We start from the raw sequence: 13,865 nt of genomic DNA on the forward strand, positions 1-13,865 counted from the left end.
CTTTCTCTCTAAACCGCAGAAATCCCGCGCCGAAACTCCTTAACTGCTTCAACCCTAGAAGCCATCAGCAAGCAGCGAGACAGCAGGTTGATGCCTAAACCGGGCAGAACTTCGCTTTGGTCAATTTTTTCATATCCGTGCGATCGCAAATGATACAGGCCAAATACTCCATCCTCCCAAAACCAAACTTCGGGGACTCCCAAGGCTTGGTAACGATTCAACTTGCTTTCGTTGCCCCTAGTAAATACAACTTCGAGCGAGACGTCTGCAATGCCTCCCGATGCTTTGCCAATTAAGTAAGATTAATCTACTTGTGCGGAGGCTTTTCCTTCTTCTTCCTGGGTAAAGCTTCCTAGGGGAGTAAAATCGATTTGTTTTTCTACAAAATAAGTGCCCAGCAACAGGGCGATGACACCGCTGAAGACTTCATGTTCTTGCGAAACTGCCAACATTTCTACCTCACATTTGAAATAAAAAAGTCGGATGCCGGGGGAATCAGAAAACCCCTGCTCGATTAGCTTGAATTGTTGCCAATCAATCCCGGAGTGAATTAGGCACTGGTCTTGTGGTTTGTCTAAGGTTGCTGTCATGGCACGACATCCTTTAACTATTTTATAGCAATTTGAATTAGCACAAGTTTTCAAGCACATTGGTAGGGTGCGTCAGATCCAAAAAAACTGTTTAAATCGAAACTAATCGATGTCAGACGCACCATACAAGTTGATTTAACTATTATATTATCCTTGAAATGCGGCAACCGAAACTCGATCGCGCCCAGATTCTTTCGCCCGATAAAGCGACTCGTCGGCGATCGCGAGTAGCTCCCCCGGCTGCGATATTGGCGCCGGAATGCAGCAAGCTACACCCAAACTCAGCGTCACGTATTCGCTGACAGCAGACTTAGCGTGAGGTATGTGCAAACCCCGCACCTGTTGTGCGATCATTTCAGCTACGCAAGTCGCACCTTCAATATCCGTATTCGGCAAAACTACTACAAATTCTTCCCCACCGTAACGCGCTACTAAATCTGCCGGTCGCTTTACCGAATGTTGGATAACCGCCGCCACTTGCCGCAAACATTCATCCCCCGCTTGGTGACCGTAAGTGTCGTTGTAAAGTTTGAAATAATCAATGTCGCACATAATCAAAGACAGCGGTGCTTCTTCTCTTGCCAAACGCCGCCATTCCGTATCGAGGTATTCATTAAAAGAGTGGCGGTTTCTTACCTCAGTCAAACTGTCGTAAGTTGCCAAATAGTGCAAGGCTCGATTCACCGTTTCTAACTGCTTTTTCTGCTGCTGCAACTGACGGTTGAGCTCCGCCAACTGCTGTTCGGCTGAGTGCGATCGCAACAAATTTCTCACCCTCGCCAGCAATTCCCTCTCGTCAAAAGGCTTTGAAATATAATCATCAGCACCCGCATCCAAACTTTCGATCCGAGCTTCCATCCCCGCTCGCGCTGTCAAAAAGATTACCGGAGTCGATTTTAATTCTGGCGTGTTCCGAATCTCCTTAAGCAAATCCAGTCCGTTTTGTCTGGGCATAACTTGGTCACTCACAATCAAATTTGGCTGCAAAGTTTTGGCTTTTTCTAAACCTTCAACCCCGTCACTCGCCACGGCGACTCGATAGTACGGAGTTAATAAAGTTTGGAGGTAAGCCACCAAAAAATTGTTGTCTTCTACTACCAGCAACAGCGGTAATTCTCTGCTGTCAGTGGTTAATAGTTCCCCATTATTTTTGTCGTCAGAACTTTTAGGTTCCGGCAGCGGGATCTGGAGTCCGCTCGCCCCGACATTTCCCGAACCCCACTCTCCGGCGCCGAATCCAGTCAGTCCCGCCAATTGGGCGATCGCGCTCACCAACTGATTCGCTTCCACCGGCTTCGACAAATGCCTCTGAAACCCCGCCTCCAGCGCCGATGCCGAATCTTCTTCCTCGATGCCTTCGGTCAGCGCCACGGCCGGCAGCAGTTCCCTGTGCTCGGACATTTCCATTGCTCTGATGCGGCGGATCAAATCGCAGCCGTCTGCTCCCGATACCGTCATATCGCTCACCAACACGTCGGGCCGCGACTTTTGCAACTCGGCCATCGCTTCGGTGGCGCTACCCACCGCTGTTACCTGAGCTCCAAATGCTTCCAGGCCAGTTTTGAGAAATTTCCGGATCTCGGCGCTGCTTTCCACCACCAGGACTTGCTTTCCCGCTAGGGGTTTGGAAACCGATCCGGGCCTGCTTTCACTTTGGACGATCGCAGCAGTGCGATCATCGGCTGCATTTTTGTTGGCAATCGGTAGCAGCACCCCAAAGGTGGCCCCCTGACCGATACCGGGACTCGAAGCCCAAACACTTCCCCCGTGCAGTTCCACTAACTGCTGCACAATTGAGAGCCCCAGCCCCAGCCGGTGGTGTTCCTTGCTCTGGAAGCTGTCTGCGGGGCGGAAGTAGTCAAAGATGTGTGGCTGAAATTTGGGGTCGATGCCGCAACCGCTGTCGCTGACCCGAATCAAGACGCCGGACGGACTAGGATCGAGGCGCACTTGAACTGGGTTTGGTGTCGATTCTGGGGTGAATTTGATGGCGTTGGTAACGAGGTTCCAGACTACTTGTTGGAAGCGTTCTGCATCTGCCAAAATGTAATCGACGCCGGGGTCGAAATGTTTTTCTATGCAGATGTTTTTAGCCTCGGCGTCGGGACGGAGGGTATCGATCACAGATTCGACGATCGACGGGAGGTGAACTCGGCTGATGTTCAGGCACACTTTCCCCCGCAGCAGCCGCGAGAGGTCGAGGAGATTGTCTATTTGTCGGTTTTGTAATTTGGCGTTGCGCTCGATGATTTCCAAAGCGCGGCTGGTGGTGGCTTCGTTGAAATTGCGCGATCGAGCTAGCTGCGCCCATCCCAAAATCGCGCTCAGGGGCGATCGCAGTTCATGGGATGCCATCGCCAGAAATTCGTCTTTTGCCCGGTTGGCTTCGACTTGGGCGGCTTCAACGGCTTTGCGATCGGTGATGTCGAATCCGATCGCCAAATACTGACAGGGTTTTCCCTTGCATTCTAACAGCGGAACTACTGTTGCGTACACCCAATAATCAGTTCCATTCTTAGCTTTATTCTTAATGTCTCCTTGCCAAACTTCACCTTTGGCAACAGTTAACAGCAAATTTTTGATTAATTCCGAAGATTTATATTCCGAATGGAGGATGCCGAAGTGGCTGCCGATTAGTTCGGCGTGGGAATAGTTGGAGATGGAGCAAACTCTTTGGCTGACATAGTTGATAATTCCTCGCGCGTCAGTCCTCACCGCAAGTGCCGATCGGTCGATCGCTCTTTTAAAATCTAAACATTCTTGCAGCAACGAATCTAGTTCTTTTGTTGTAGAATTTTGACCTGGGCTATCAGGCGCGTTTTGTTGCTGGCGATCCCGCTTATCCTTACTCCGTTGTTGGATTTCCATTGCTTCTCTCTTCCCCTGACGGCTGACACCTAATCTACTCGCATCCTGATTCATTATCACTATTTTCTTTCCCGCGCCGGCGGGTGCAATATTTTGTATCTCTTCATCTTCCAGAAAAATTGGCATACACCACATCCACTCGGGAGTCACCTCAATTTTTGTTTATAGGGGGCTAAATTTTGTCAATCTGAGGACTGATTTTTTCCTATCTAGCCGCTCATCGGCTGCTTGCTAATTCCCTTTTATATTTTACTATGTGGAATTACTGATAAATTTCGGATGGGGAACACGCGCCTAGAGTTGCATTCTTGTTTTAAACGGGTATCATAACCGTCATTTTTTTCTCACAATTACTCCTGGTAGCTGGCCCAAAGTCTCGTCTTCTGCTGCCTTTCGGGTCTGAGGCATTCTGTCTCATCTGCACTGAAAGACAATATGTGCAGGGCTAGACCGTTCCCAAATCACGGGCGGGTTTGGGCGCACAAAGTCCCTGTCTGGCGATCGTCCTTAACTTCTTTTAAATTATTTTCTTCTACATCTTGACAGGTCTGTAGGTTTTTTGTAATATAAAATGTAATATAATATCAAACGATAGAACCGCCAAACGGCATTGACGCACTCAACTATTAACAACTTGAGGAAAATAGTTTGTGAATTTAGACACTGTACGCGAGCAATTTGAACAAAGAGCATTTGATTATGACGGTTTAATTCCCCGCCTCATTCCGCGCTATGGCGAGCAGCACGATGTAATACTCCAGTTGATCCCTTTTAAAACTAATGCTAACATAAAAGTTCTGGATTTAGGCGCGGGGACAGGCATACTGTCGGCAATGATTTTGTCAGCATTTCCTCAAGCAAATGTCCTCGCCTTTGATATGGCCCAAAATATGCTGAAAACTTGCCAAACTAACTTGTCCGCTTTCCGAGAAAGGCTGACCTTGCAGCAAGGAAACTTTGCCGAAGATGATTTCGGCAGCGGTTACGATTTGGTAGTTTCAGGCTTAGCAATCCACCACCTCGACAGCGCAGGCAAACAACAGCTATTTCACCAACTTTTCCACTCGATGAATCCAGGGGGAATCTTGCTAATTCGAGATATTGTGACAGGTGCTACTCCCCGGCTGACTGAGCAATACGAAAACTTGTGGCGGCAGTACATGAAAGCTAACGGAGAAGACGATGCAGCCTGGTTTCACAACTATCTAAAAGAAGATATTCCCTCCTCTGTGGAAGAGCAGACCAAGTGGCTTGCAGAAGCTGGTTTTGCCGACGCAGTATGTCACTGGCGCTATCTCAATTTTGCTATTTTTGGCGGAGTTATCCCAAGGTAAAAGCCATTCAGCCGAAGGCACAGTTCTTGAGAATTATCAAAATATAAAGCCAGTGAAAAATGGCACACCAAACACTTTTTTATTCTCGGACGCCGAACCTAATTCGGTAGGTGCTTAAGGGCGCACATTACCGCTATAATTCGCGCGTCAAAGCATTTTTATCTCCTAGAATCTTTTTATAAAAATTGGAGAGGCGGGTTCACTAAAGCGTCCTCTGGCAGTGCAAACAGCTTCAAAAAAACCGCTTCCAATCAATGATATAACACGCTACTGACATTTTGTAAAATGTAATTTTAAAACTAAATAAATAAAGTAAAAGTATGAACGATTCTCGATTAGTAAAAATCAGCCGCTATCTCAGCAAACACCTGCGTCACGCGCCCTCACGCATCGGCATTGAACTCGCTCCAGGTGGCTGGGTTTCTGTTAGCGAACTCCTCGCTGCGTGCCAAAAAAATAACTTTCCTGTTCAACTTGCAGAACTCAAGGAAGTAGTCGTGCAAAACGACAAGCAGCGCTTTTCTTTTGACTCCACAGGCACTCTAATTCGTGCCAACCAAGGACATAGCGTAGAGGTTGACTTGCAGTTAGAACCCGCTGTTCCCCCGGATATTTTATATCATGGAACAGGTAGCGCTGCAGTGGAGTCTATTCTCAGTCAAGGAATTAGGAAAATGTCACGGCATCATGTTCATTTGTCGGTGAATATACAGACGGCACGCCAAGTAGGTGCAAGACATGGTATCCCGGCAGTCTTTACTGTAGATGCCGTAGCCATGCAACGTGATGGTCATACATTTTACTGCTCGGAAAACAAAGTTTGGCTAGTAGATTTTGTGCCGCCCACTTATCTCAAAATAAGTTGATAATTTTGACTTTTTTGTAGAATGTGTACCAGAAAAACTGTAAAATAAGAGTAAGTCGGAGTTTTGCCAAATGAGTGCGGAAGATATGGGCGATCGCGAAAACAATTTTCATCAAAACAATTCTCAAAATAGAGGTCTGCTAGGCTCTGGTTGGCGACCTTTTTACCGTCAATTAGATTGGGAACACCTGGTACATTTAGCGTCTAGCGATCCCTTAGAACTAGCTCAAAAAACTTTAGGTGCAGCTAGCGACATTGCCGATGCAATGGGACGACACCAATATACTTGGTGGGCGAATATTTTAAATGTATTTTCGGAAAATACTCGCTACGAAATTGATGAATTTTGGGATTACATTACTCCGCAGCCAGTTTACCCGGATTACCGCTACAAAGATGTTTTAGTTACCGAAACGCCTGTGGTGCAATTGGTCAGCCGCGCTAGCATTCCCATCGACTACGTTCTCAACAAACTCCAAGAGATTACTGTTTTCAAAGTTCTGGATTTGCTCGGGAAACCGGATGCAATTACCCAGTCTTTTATGGAGCGACATTTTTCTTATCCTCCGGAGCGATTTATTAGCTGGGAACGCTTGGAAGTTTTGGGTACTGTTTATGCTTCTTGGGCCCGATTCGGCTGCTGGCTGCAAATTGACAGCTACGACAGGGGAAGACGCTGCTACACTCTGATTTGCCAAGATATTGCGCCGCTCGTTAGCAAGGCAACTTATAATTTAGCGGTGATTCTGGGCGGGTACAAAAGCCGCGTCGGACAGGTTCACAGCCAGTTCCCAATTCGCACGTTTTCTGCGGAGGTTCAAAGTTTTACCGATACAGTTCAGCAGGCAATTCTGGATAAAAATCAGTTGGCTGTTTTGGTTAGTGGCGAACCGGGCACGGGCAAAACTGCTTGGACGCAAGCGGTAGCAAAGGAAATTTTAGTGCCGCTGGGTTATGTAATTTTTATCTTAGACCACGATGCTGTGGAAAATTTTGTGCCACCGAGTTATTTAGAGCGGATTTGTATTATTATCAATGAGGCTGATAATTTGGCTCAAGATCGCTCAACAGCAGAAGCCCAACGCACTAACAAAACTGAACATATTTTGAGTTTGCTGGATGGAACTTTGTATCAAAGCGTCATCGACGAACACGGCATTCAATTTCAGCAAAAACTCGTAATTTTGATGACTTGCAACACCACTGAAAGATTAGATCCTGCAATGTTACGCAAAGGAAGAGTGGATTTTACCAGTGAATTTACGCACAAATTTGTTTGAGCGCTCTCTTGCATTCTCCAGCTATGTGGCGATCGCACTGGCTACACGATCTAATACCATGTGTGATGTGGGATTTTCAATTAAAGAATGAGGAATGACTGAGGAAGCTCATGGTTTGGAGCACGGGCATACAGTTGCATTCTTTTGGGAACTTGTATAAAATACCCAACAATCACTAGGAATTCTTCTGAATATCAAAGTTTGGGGGAAATTTTCTTGAGTACCTATAGACTTTTGGTGTCAACAATCGCCTAAAACCCTTTTTCTCTCTCGTTTTTTGCCGACTGTCGCTGCCCTCTTGCGCCCCGGAATAGTGGGGGGAGACAAGAGCTCACTCCAGTCCCCTCCGACTATTCCGGGGGCGTCGCCGTGATCTATGCCTAGTCATCAAACAGCAGGCGGGCACTAGCTTTGGTCTTAAGTTGATAGTAATGCCTATAGACATCTCCTTATCAAAAATGATATCAATGATGGGTGATACCCTCTAGGGATATCGTCCGAGAGAGCAAATCAGGGGAAAACAGCATTTTTGGTCTCAAACAGAGTTTTTCAAACTTGACAGCTATGGAGGAAATCCCAAACCGTGCAAACTAAGCCAGTTCAGCAAAAAAGTCAGGGACTGGGAAGGTACGTTGACGGGAATGTCCCGATCGCCCAACAACCCGCAGAGGCAGCCGTGTCCCAGAGTAAAGAGCGATTTCGGCGGTTTGTGGAGCGCTCCGCCGAAGCCGTGGCAATGGTAGATTGTGAAATGCGCTATCTGTCGGTTTCCCGTCGCTGGGAAACAGATTGCGGCTTGGGAGATGGCGGGGCGATCGGCCGATATCATTGGGAACTGTTCCCGAATCTCCCGGAATATTGGGAGCAAAATGCCCAGGCTTGTTTGACGGGAGTTTTGGAATACAGCGAGTTTGTGGCAGGGCGCTCGATCGCATCTGTATCAGGAAAAACCGCAATCGCCTCTGTCAGCGAGTCGGTAAGATGGGTATTTCAGCCTTGGACAAATAGCGAAGGTGCGATCGGCGGTTTGATTTTGTTTGCATCTAAGATAGCTGAGGCTCCCGCTCCAACCAATTGCTCTAATAAATTTCAGTCCGAGGTCAAAACCAAGCAGTTAGAAACAATACCACAACTAACTCAAATTGCCCTCGAAAATGCTGCTGATACAATCTTTTTTACTACGTCCGACGGTCAAATTTGCTACGTGAACAAAGCCGCTTGCCATCTTTTCGGCTACTCGGAATCGGAACTGCTAAACATGAGGGTTAGCGACATCGATTCGCATTTGGCAGCATCGGATTGGCGAGAACACTGGGTTCAACTCCAGCAGCAAACCAACCTCACTTTTGAAAGCACTTACAAAACCAAAAACGGCGGCAGTTTTCCCGTCGAAGTTAAAGTCAATTATTTAGAATACGGCGGCTGCGAATACCGCTGCGCGATCGCCCGCGACATTTCCGCTCGCCAAGCAGAATCAGCGCTTTTAGAAGCCAAAGAGCAACTTCAAGCCGTTTTGGACGCCGTGCCCGGATTAGTTTCTTGGGTAAGTTCCGATTTGCGCTACTTGGGAGTAAACCGACATTTAGCTAGCGCTTACCAAATGCCGGCCGAACTTTTTATCGGTCAAAAAGTAGGTTTTTTAGATACAAGTCCCAAATTTAACGATTTAGTATACGATTTCTTTGCCAACCATAAAAAGAAGACATCTCAAGAAGTAACAGCGAACATCAGAGGAGAAAATAAAACTTATCTAATTGTCGCTCAAAAATACCAGAACAGTACGGCGGCGGTATTTGTGGGATTGGACATTACAAAAAGCAAACAGTCTCTTGTGGCTTTGCAAGAATCTGAAGAACGCCTGCGGCAGCAAGCGGCGAGATTGGAGCATACGCTTTTAGTTTTGCAGCAAACTCAAACTCAACTGATTCAAACAGAAAAGATGTCATCTCTGGGGCAGTTGGTAGCAGGAATAGCGCACGAAATTAACAATCCCGTTAGTTTTATTTCGGGCAATATCAGCCACGCCACCGGCTACATAGAAGAACTGCTGCGATCGATCGACCTTTACCAAAAGTATTATCCAAATCCCGCACCGGAAATTCAATATCTGATGGAGGAATTAGACTTAGAATTTATCAAAAAAGACTTGCCAAAACTGCTAAATTCAATGAAAGTCGGTTCCGAAAGGATTCGGGATGTCGTGCGATCGCTCCGCTTGTTCTCGCGTACCGACGAAGCCCAAATGAAGCCTGCTGATATCCACGAAGGTTTGGACAGCACTTTGCTGATATTGCAAAATCGCCTGCAAGCTAAAGGGGGACGGCCGGGAATTTCTCTAGTTAAAGAGTACGGGGATTTGCCACGAGTTCACTGCTATGCAGGACACTTAAACCAAGTGTTCATGCACTTGTTGACAAATGCGATCGACGCTTTGGAAGAAGGGGGGAGAAATCCTGAAAAGTATGGTAAAATGCAAAGTCAGTCTTTGTTGTCTGCCGGCGGATCGAGATCAGAAGTATTCAATCCCGAAATTCGGATTCGGACTTCTGTGGTAGGGGAAAACGAAGTTGCGATCGCCATTAGTGACAACGGCCCTGGCATGACTGAAGAAGTCCTCGGCTGCATCTTTGACCCTTTGTTTACCACTAAATGTCCGGACACGAGCACAGGTTTGGGTCTAGCAATATCTCAGCATTTAGTAGTAGAAAAGCACGGGGGTAAGTTGCACTGTGTTTCGCGTCCGGGAGAGGGAACTGAGTTGATAATTAAAATTGCGATAGGCAACGATTAATTAGCTATTTACCAATAGGAAATAATATGGTAATTGAGTGGCTCAAATTTAAAGTACCTCAAGAAAAGTGGGAGCAATTTATTCAGCGAGATCAGGAAGTTTGGACGGCGGGACTAAAAAGTTGGGACGGTTTTTTAGGCAAAGAAATTTGGGTAGATCCGGTAGAAAATGAGGTGGTGATGTTGATTCGCTGGGAAACTAGGGAGAAGTGGAAGTCGGTGCCACAAAGCACAATCGATGAGTTGGATGCCAAAATGGGCGATTTGCAAATTGCGATCGCCGAAAGTCGCGAATATCAAGTTCGCAAGTTTTTGCATTAGTTAGTCCACACTCAGTTGATGGTGTTAATTTTTGAAAGATTAATCATGAGTTTTACCTTGATTGTACCGCAGACATCGATTTGGTATTTGGTGTGAAGGGCGATCGATCTGGGTACAATCATCGCAGTGCTTGGTATTTGGTGTTAGGGGCGATCGATCTTGATTGACTATTTCATGCGATTACTCTGGCGGTTCAGTACCTAGAGGGGCTTGACGGCGGTGACGAATGTGTATTATTGCGACGGTATCGCCCTCCACCACAAACAGAATTCGATAGGTTCTTCCTTTACCAACCCACAGTTGTCGAATTTCCCTACCAATGATGGCAGCTTCGGGTGCAACTGAGCAACGGTAAGGAAACTGTTCCAGGGATGCGATCGCGTCTTGGATATCCTAGTACCACTGATTTGCGGCATCAGCACTCAGATAATCGCACATCCAACGGTAGGCGTTTTTAATTTCTTGAAAGGCGGGTGGTTGGATTAGGAGTTGATAACTCATAGACGAGGAGGAATGTTGAACTGCTGCTGTAGCGCTGTCATGGCTCTCTCGGCTGGAATACCTTCACCTCGATCGAAGCTTTCAAGTCCTTTGCGAATGCCGATGATAGCTTCGAGGTAGTCGATACGCTCTAGCAGTTGTTCGTAGCTATTAAGTTGGGGGTTTGGAGTGGATTTTAGCGATCGCACCAAACTGAGAAGATCTGCAAGCAGTTCGTTAGGGGTGCTATCGATTTCTTGGATGAGGAGTTCTTTGATGGTCATCGCGGCATCTCACGAGGATTGATACTTTGATTGTAACGGCGATCGCTATGAGTTTTGATGGGCGATCGCCACTCGTAGAATCATCGCAGTGTTTGGTATTTGGTGTGAGGGGCGATCGCAAGTATAAACTTTTTGCCTTGTTTATCACCACACCCACCGAATTGGATAAGTATCAAAAGCCTCATCACGACTAATCAAAACAAGCGAATGATTCCTCGTCTGTGCTACCAGAATGCGATCGAAAGGATCAAGGGTGATGCAGGGGAAGACCTGTGTAAATCTCAGTGCCTTCAAATGTAATTGGTAGAATTTGAGCGTTAATGTATTGCAATTCCTTCGGAAAATCTTCAAATAGATGATACCATATTGTTGCCGGAAGATTTGAAAGATGTTTTACAGCAGCAGTACGATCGCACTTCCGAACTAGAAAAACAAGTCATGTCATTGTTGGCGACAGAAAACCAGGCAGTCAACTTCGCCAAATTGCTACAAAACGGACAAATATCATCATCCGATTTGCTAAACGCATTGCAATCTCTATCGCGGCGCTGCTTGATCGAAAAACAGGAAAGTCTTTACACTTTGCCACCTGTAGTGAAGCAATATATCAAACGGTTATAACCAAAATAGTCCTGGACGCATAAATACCAAAGAAACGGGGTTTTTTACCGATTCTGCTGGCTACGACGAAGTATTTTTGTAAAAAAACCAGGTTTATGAACCCCATGCGTAAGTCCTAATTTTAAGAAAGTTTTGCATAAATAGCTAAAATAAAATTAACGCTTAAAAAGCCTACTCCCAGTACGAGAATGATAAAGATGGCGATACTGAAAATAGACTTTATCCGATCGCCAATTCCGGGTTTTTCTGAGTTCATTGGTCAATTTTTGCAGTAAATTTGAGAGGGGCAATTGAGAAAGAGTAGATTATACCTATGCGCGAACAAAAAGGCAACTCCAGACACGCTCCAAATCCCGCTCGCCCTCAGTATGTCGCATTTTTTTAACTTTTAATCTAAAATCTAAAATCTAAAATAGTCTTAGGCATTGTTCGGTTAGCCTGGGCAGCTATTGTCGATCGCCCGAACCCGATGGCGCTAACTCCTGTAAAATAGAGGGCGCGTTGGGGCGAACCTTTTAACAGCCGGAATTGGGCGCGATCGCCACAGGCTCCCAAATACATAATAATATGGCAGTCATCCTTAACTTACTCACAAAGGTAAAAATAGAAGAGTGCCAAGAAATAATCTAAAACATATAACTTAAAAAAGGATAGAAATCGATGCTCCACCCAATCTCGCAACCTTACCAACAACGAGCCAATACTATGACCCAAAGAGCCGTGCGGAAGCCAAAACCCTCTGTTGCAAACCACTTGAGACCAACTTTTCCTCAAAGGCACTGGCTGGAGCTGGCAGAGTACGCCTCTCTGGCAGCCTCTGGTGTGGGTTCCCTGGCGGTGGCAGTATCGGGTCAAGCTTTTTACGGGGTGGCTCCCCTAACTTTGGCTTTGTCGCTGAATGTTGCTAATCGGTATCGCTTCGAGCAGCAAGTGCGGGTGCATCAAAATTCGGAAATGACCCAAGTCCAAAAGTCTGTCAATAAAGTCGAAAAAACGGCGGTGACGGTAATTGTTAAATTACGCAAGCAGTTGTCTGCTGATATTGCAGCGCTGCGCCAGCAAATGGCTGCAATGCCTAGGGCTGAAGGCTTTGAGGAATCGATCGATATCCAGCGGCAGTTGCTCAGTTTAGGAGAGTCGGTAGCTTCTTTGCAAGAAATCGTGGCGTCTGCTGTGCTCGATGTCCGCCAGCAGGTGAGCGCACAACTGCAAGATTTATCAGTTGACCAATCGGCGCATCTCCAAGCTGTAGAACAGGCTATAGAGCAACTGCAAAGCGCGACGCAAGGCTTGGTAGAAACTTCTATCACCCGAGACGACTGGGAAGTAGTAAATACTCGATTTTTGGAAATCCAGAAAGTCATGGCCAATTTGCAAAGCCAACTGCAAGCTCCCGCGCACCAATCGACTCCGGATTTGTCTCTAGTCCAAGCTCAAATCCACCGTTTGGAACACGAGCAGCAAGAAGTTGTCAAACCTCACCTCAAGCGCTTAATCACGGTTGTCAAGGAGTTGCAGCACACAGCAGAGAACCGTCAGTAGTCATTAGTCAGCAGTCATTAGTCATCAGTCAGAAGGAATACTTTTCCCCTCGGACACTGAGACACTCTCCGACTCTCCGACTCACGCCCGATCGAGTCCTACTTTTTCGACAACTGTGTTAAAAGATTAAAAGCTAATCTGTCTAGTTCACCTGTTTTCAACCTGTTACAAGAAAAATCAATGACTGCAACCGTAACTATTGCTGATAACCCGTTACTAATCGGTCAAGGATTGCCTCCATTTGACGCGATCGAACCACAGCACGTCGTCCCCGCCATCACCCAACTGCTGACCGAACTAGAAGCCTCGCTAGCTGCCTTAGAATCGTCTGTCGAGCCGACTTGGAGCGGCTTAGTAGAACCATTGCAGCGGCTCGGAGAGCGTTTAAATTGGAGCTGGAGCATTGTCGGACATTTGATGGGGGTGAAAAATAGCCCGGAACTGCGATCGGCTCACGAAACAGTGCAGCCGGAAGTAGTAAAATTTTGGAGCAAGCTCAGTCAAAGCAAACCGCTTTATGAAGCTTTTAAAGCGCTGCGGGCTAGCGAAAATTGGGACAGCTTAGAGTCAGCTCAAAAGCGAATTGTCGAAGCCGCTCTCCGAGACGCCCAACTCTCCGGCGTAGGTTTAGAAGGCGAGCAAAAAGAACGTTTTAATGCCATTCAATTAGAATTGGCCGAAATTACTACCCAATTTTCTAATCACGTCCTTGACGCTACCAAAGCATTCAGCATCACCCTCACAAACAAAGACGAAATTGACGGTTTGCCACCGAGTTTGTTGAGTTTAGCAGCTCAAGCCGCTCGCAGCGCCGGCGAAGAAAATGCGGATGCCGAAAACGGCCCTTGGCGGATTACTTTAGACTTTCCGAGTTACGGCCCTTTCATGCA

General features: G+C 46.6%; 15 protein-coding genes and 1 pseudogene. 9 read left to right on the plus strand and 7 right to left on the minus strand.

The features are described from left to right. Window positions 1-8: 8 nt before the first annotated feature. From QT996_RS09605 to QT996_RS09615, 3 genes are all read right to left on the minus strand, one after another. Window positions 9-221, minus strand: coding sequence for a hypothetical protein (locus QT996_RS09605; protein WP_333046147.1), 213 nt, complete (start codon window positions 219-221; stop codon window positions 9-11). Between the two features lie 81 nt (window positions 222-302). Continuing rightward, a complete protein-coding gene (locus tag QT996_RS09610) occupies window positions 303-590 on the minus strand; it encodes a hypothetical protein (protein ID WP_333046149.1) in 288 nt (95 codons plus the stop codon). A 147-nt stretch (window positions 591-737) separates the two neighbouring features. After that, on the minus strand, window positions 738-3,584 hold the full coding sequence (locus QT996_RS09615; RefSeq protein WP_333046150.1) for a diguanylate cyclase: 2,847 nt from the start codon (window positions 3,582-3,584) through the stop codon (window positions 738-740). A 524-nt stretch (window positions 3,585-4,108) separates the two neighbouring features. On the opposite strand from QT996_RS09615, the gene QT996_RS09620 reads away from it, so the two are divergent. From QT996_RS09620 to QT996_RS09640, 5 genes are all read left to right on the plus strand, one after another. Next, window positions 4,109-4,792, plus strand: coding sequence for a class I SAM-dependent methyltransferase (locus QT996_RS09620; RefSeq protein ID WP_333046152.1), 684 nt, complete (start codon window positions 4,109-4,111; stop codon window positions 4,790-4,792). A gap of 320 nt (window positions 4,793-5,112) precedes the next feature. After that, window positions 5,113-5,658 (plus strand): RNA 2'-phosphotransferase, encoded by a 546-nt coding sequence (locus QT996_RS09625; protein WP_333046154.1) that lies wholly within the window; start codon window positions 5,113-5,115, stop codon window positions 5,656-5,658. Window positions 5,659-5,728: 70 nt separating this feature from the next. Then, window positions 5,729-6,937: an AAA family ATPase gene (locus QT996_RS09630; protein WP_333046157.1), complete on the plus strand. Its 1,209-nt coding sequence runs from the start codon at window positions 5,729-5,731 to the stop codon at window positions 6,935-6,937. 583 nt (window positions 6,938-7,520) lie between these two features. Beyond that, window positions 7,521-9,728 (plus strand): PAS domain S-box protein, encoded by a 2,208-nt coding sequence (locus tag QT996_RS09635; RefSeq protein ID WP_333046160.1) that lies wholly within the window; start codon window positions 7,521-7,523, stop codon window positions 9,726-9,728. A gap of 26 nt (window positions 9,729-9,754) precedes the next feature. Continuing rightward, entirely contained in the window at window positions 9,755-10,048 is a 294-nt protein-coding gene (locus tag QT996_RS09640) for a TIGR03792 family protein (protein WP_333046162.1), read from the plus strand. Between the two features lie 180 nt (window positions 10,049-10,228). Here the strand turns inward: QT996_RS09640 and QT996_RS28625 are convergent, their stop codons facing one another. Together QT996_RS28625 and QT996_RS09645 are read right to left on the minus strand one after the other, a co-directional pair. Further along, the gene (locus QT996_RS28625) at window positions 10,229-10,438 is read right to left on the minus strand and encodes a type II toxin-antitoxin system RelE/ParE family toxin (protein ID WP_445243948.1); all 210 of its coding nucleotides are present in this window, start codon (window positions 10,436-10,438) and stop codon (window positions 10,229-10,231) included. Between the two features lie 107 nt (window positions 10,439-10,545). After that, entirely contained in the window at window positions 10,546-10,812 is a 267-nt protein-coding gene (locus QT996_RS09645; protein ID WP_333046163.1) for a hypothetical protein, read from the minus strand. Window positions 10,813-10,838: 26 nt separating this feature from the next. On the opposite strand from QT996_RS09645, the gene QT996_RS09650 reads away from it, so the two are divergent. Both QT996_RS09650 and QT996_RS09655 read left to right on the plus strand, forming a co-directional pair. Continuing rightward, window positions 10,839-11,006, plus strand: coding sequence for a hypothetical protein (locus QT996_RS09650; protein ID WP_333046165.1), 168 nt, complete (start codon window positions 10,839-10,841; stop codon window positions 11,004-11,006). A gap of 187 nt (window positions 11,007-11,193) precedes the next feature. Further along, entirely contained in the window at window positions 11,194-11,433 is a 240-nt protein-coding gene (locus QT996_RS09655; protein WP_333046167.1) for a hypothetical protein, read from the plus strand. 121 nt (window positions 11,434-11,554) lie between these two features. On the opposite strand, the gene QT996_RS09660 is transcribed toward QT996_RS09655, so the two are convergent. Continuing rightward, window positions 11,555-11,689, minus strand: coding sequence for a hypothetical protein (locus tag QT996_RS09660; protein ID WP_333046168.1), 135 nt, complete (start codon window positions 11,687-11,689; stop codon window positions 11,555-11,557). Window positions 11,690-11,826: 137 nt separating this feature from the next. Beyond that, window positions 11,827-11,994 carry a hypothetical protein gene (locus tag QT996_RS09665; protein WP_333046170.1) on the minus strand — a complete coding sequence of 56 codons (168 nt, stop codon included), beginning with the start codon at window positions 11,992-11,994 and terminating at the stop codon, window positions 11,827-11,829. Window positions 11,995-12,138: 144 nt separating this feature from the next. Here QT996_RS09665 and QT996_RS09670 point away from each other — a divergent pair, with 144 nt between their 5' ends. Both QT996_RS09670 and QT996_RS09675 read left to right on the plus strand, forming a co-directional pair. Next, entirely contained in the window at window positions 12,139-12,975 is an 837-nt protein-coding gene (locus QT996_RS09670; RefSeq protein WP_333046172.1) for a hypothetical protein, read from the plus strand. A 180-nt stretch (window positions 12,976-13,155) separates the two neighbouring features. Then, window positions 13,156-13,865 (plus strand): annotated as a pseudogene (locus QT996_RS09675) (M3 family metallopeptidase); the annotation flags it as partial.

This window comes from Microcoleus sp. S13C4, assembly GCF_036700865.1.
In the GTDB taxonomy this organism is placed as follows: Bacteria; Cyanobacteriota; Cyanobacteriia; order Cyanobacteriales; family Microcoleaceae; genus Microcoleus.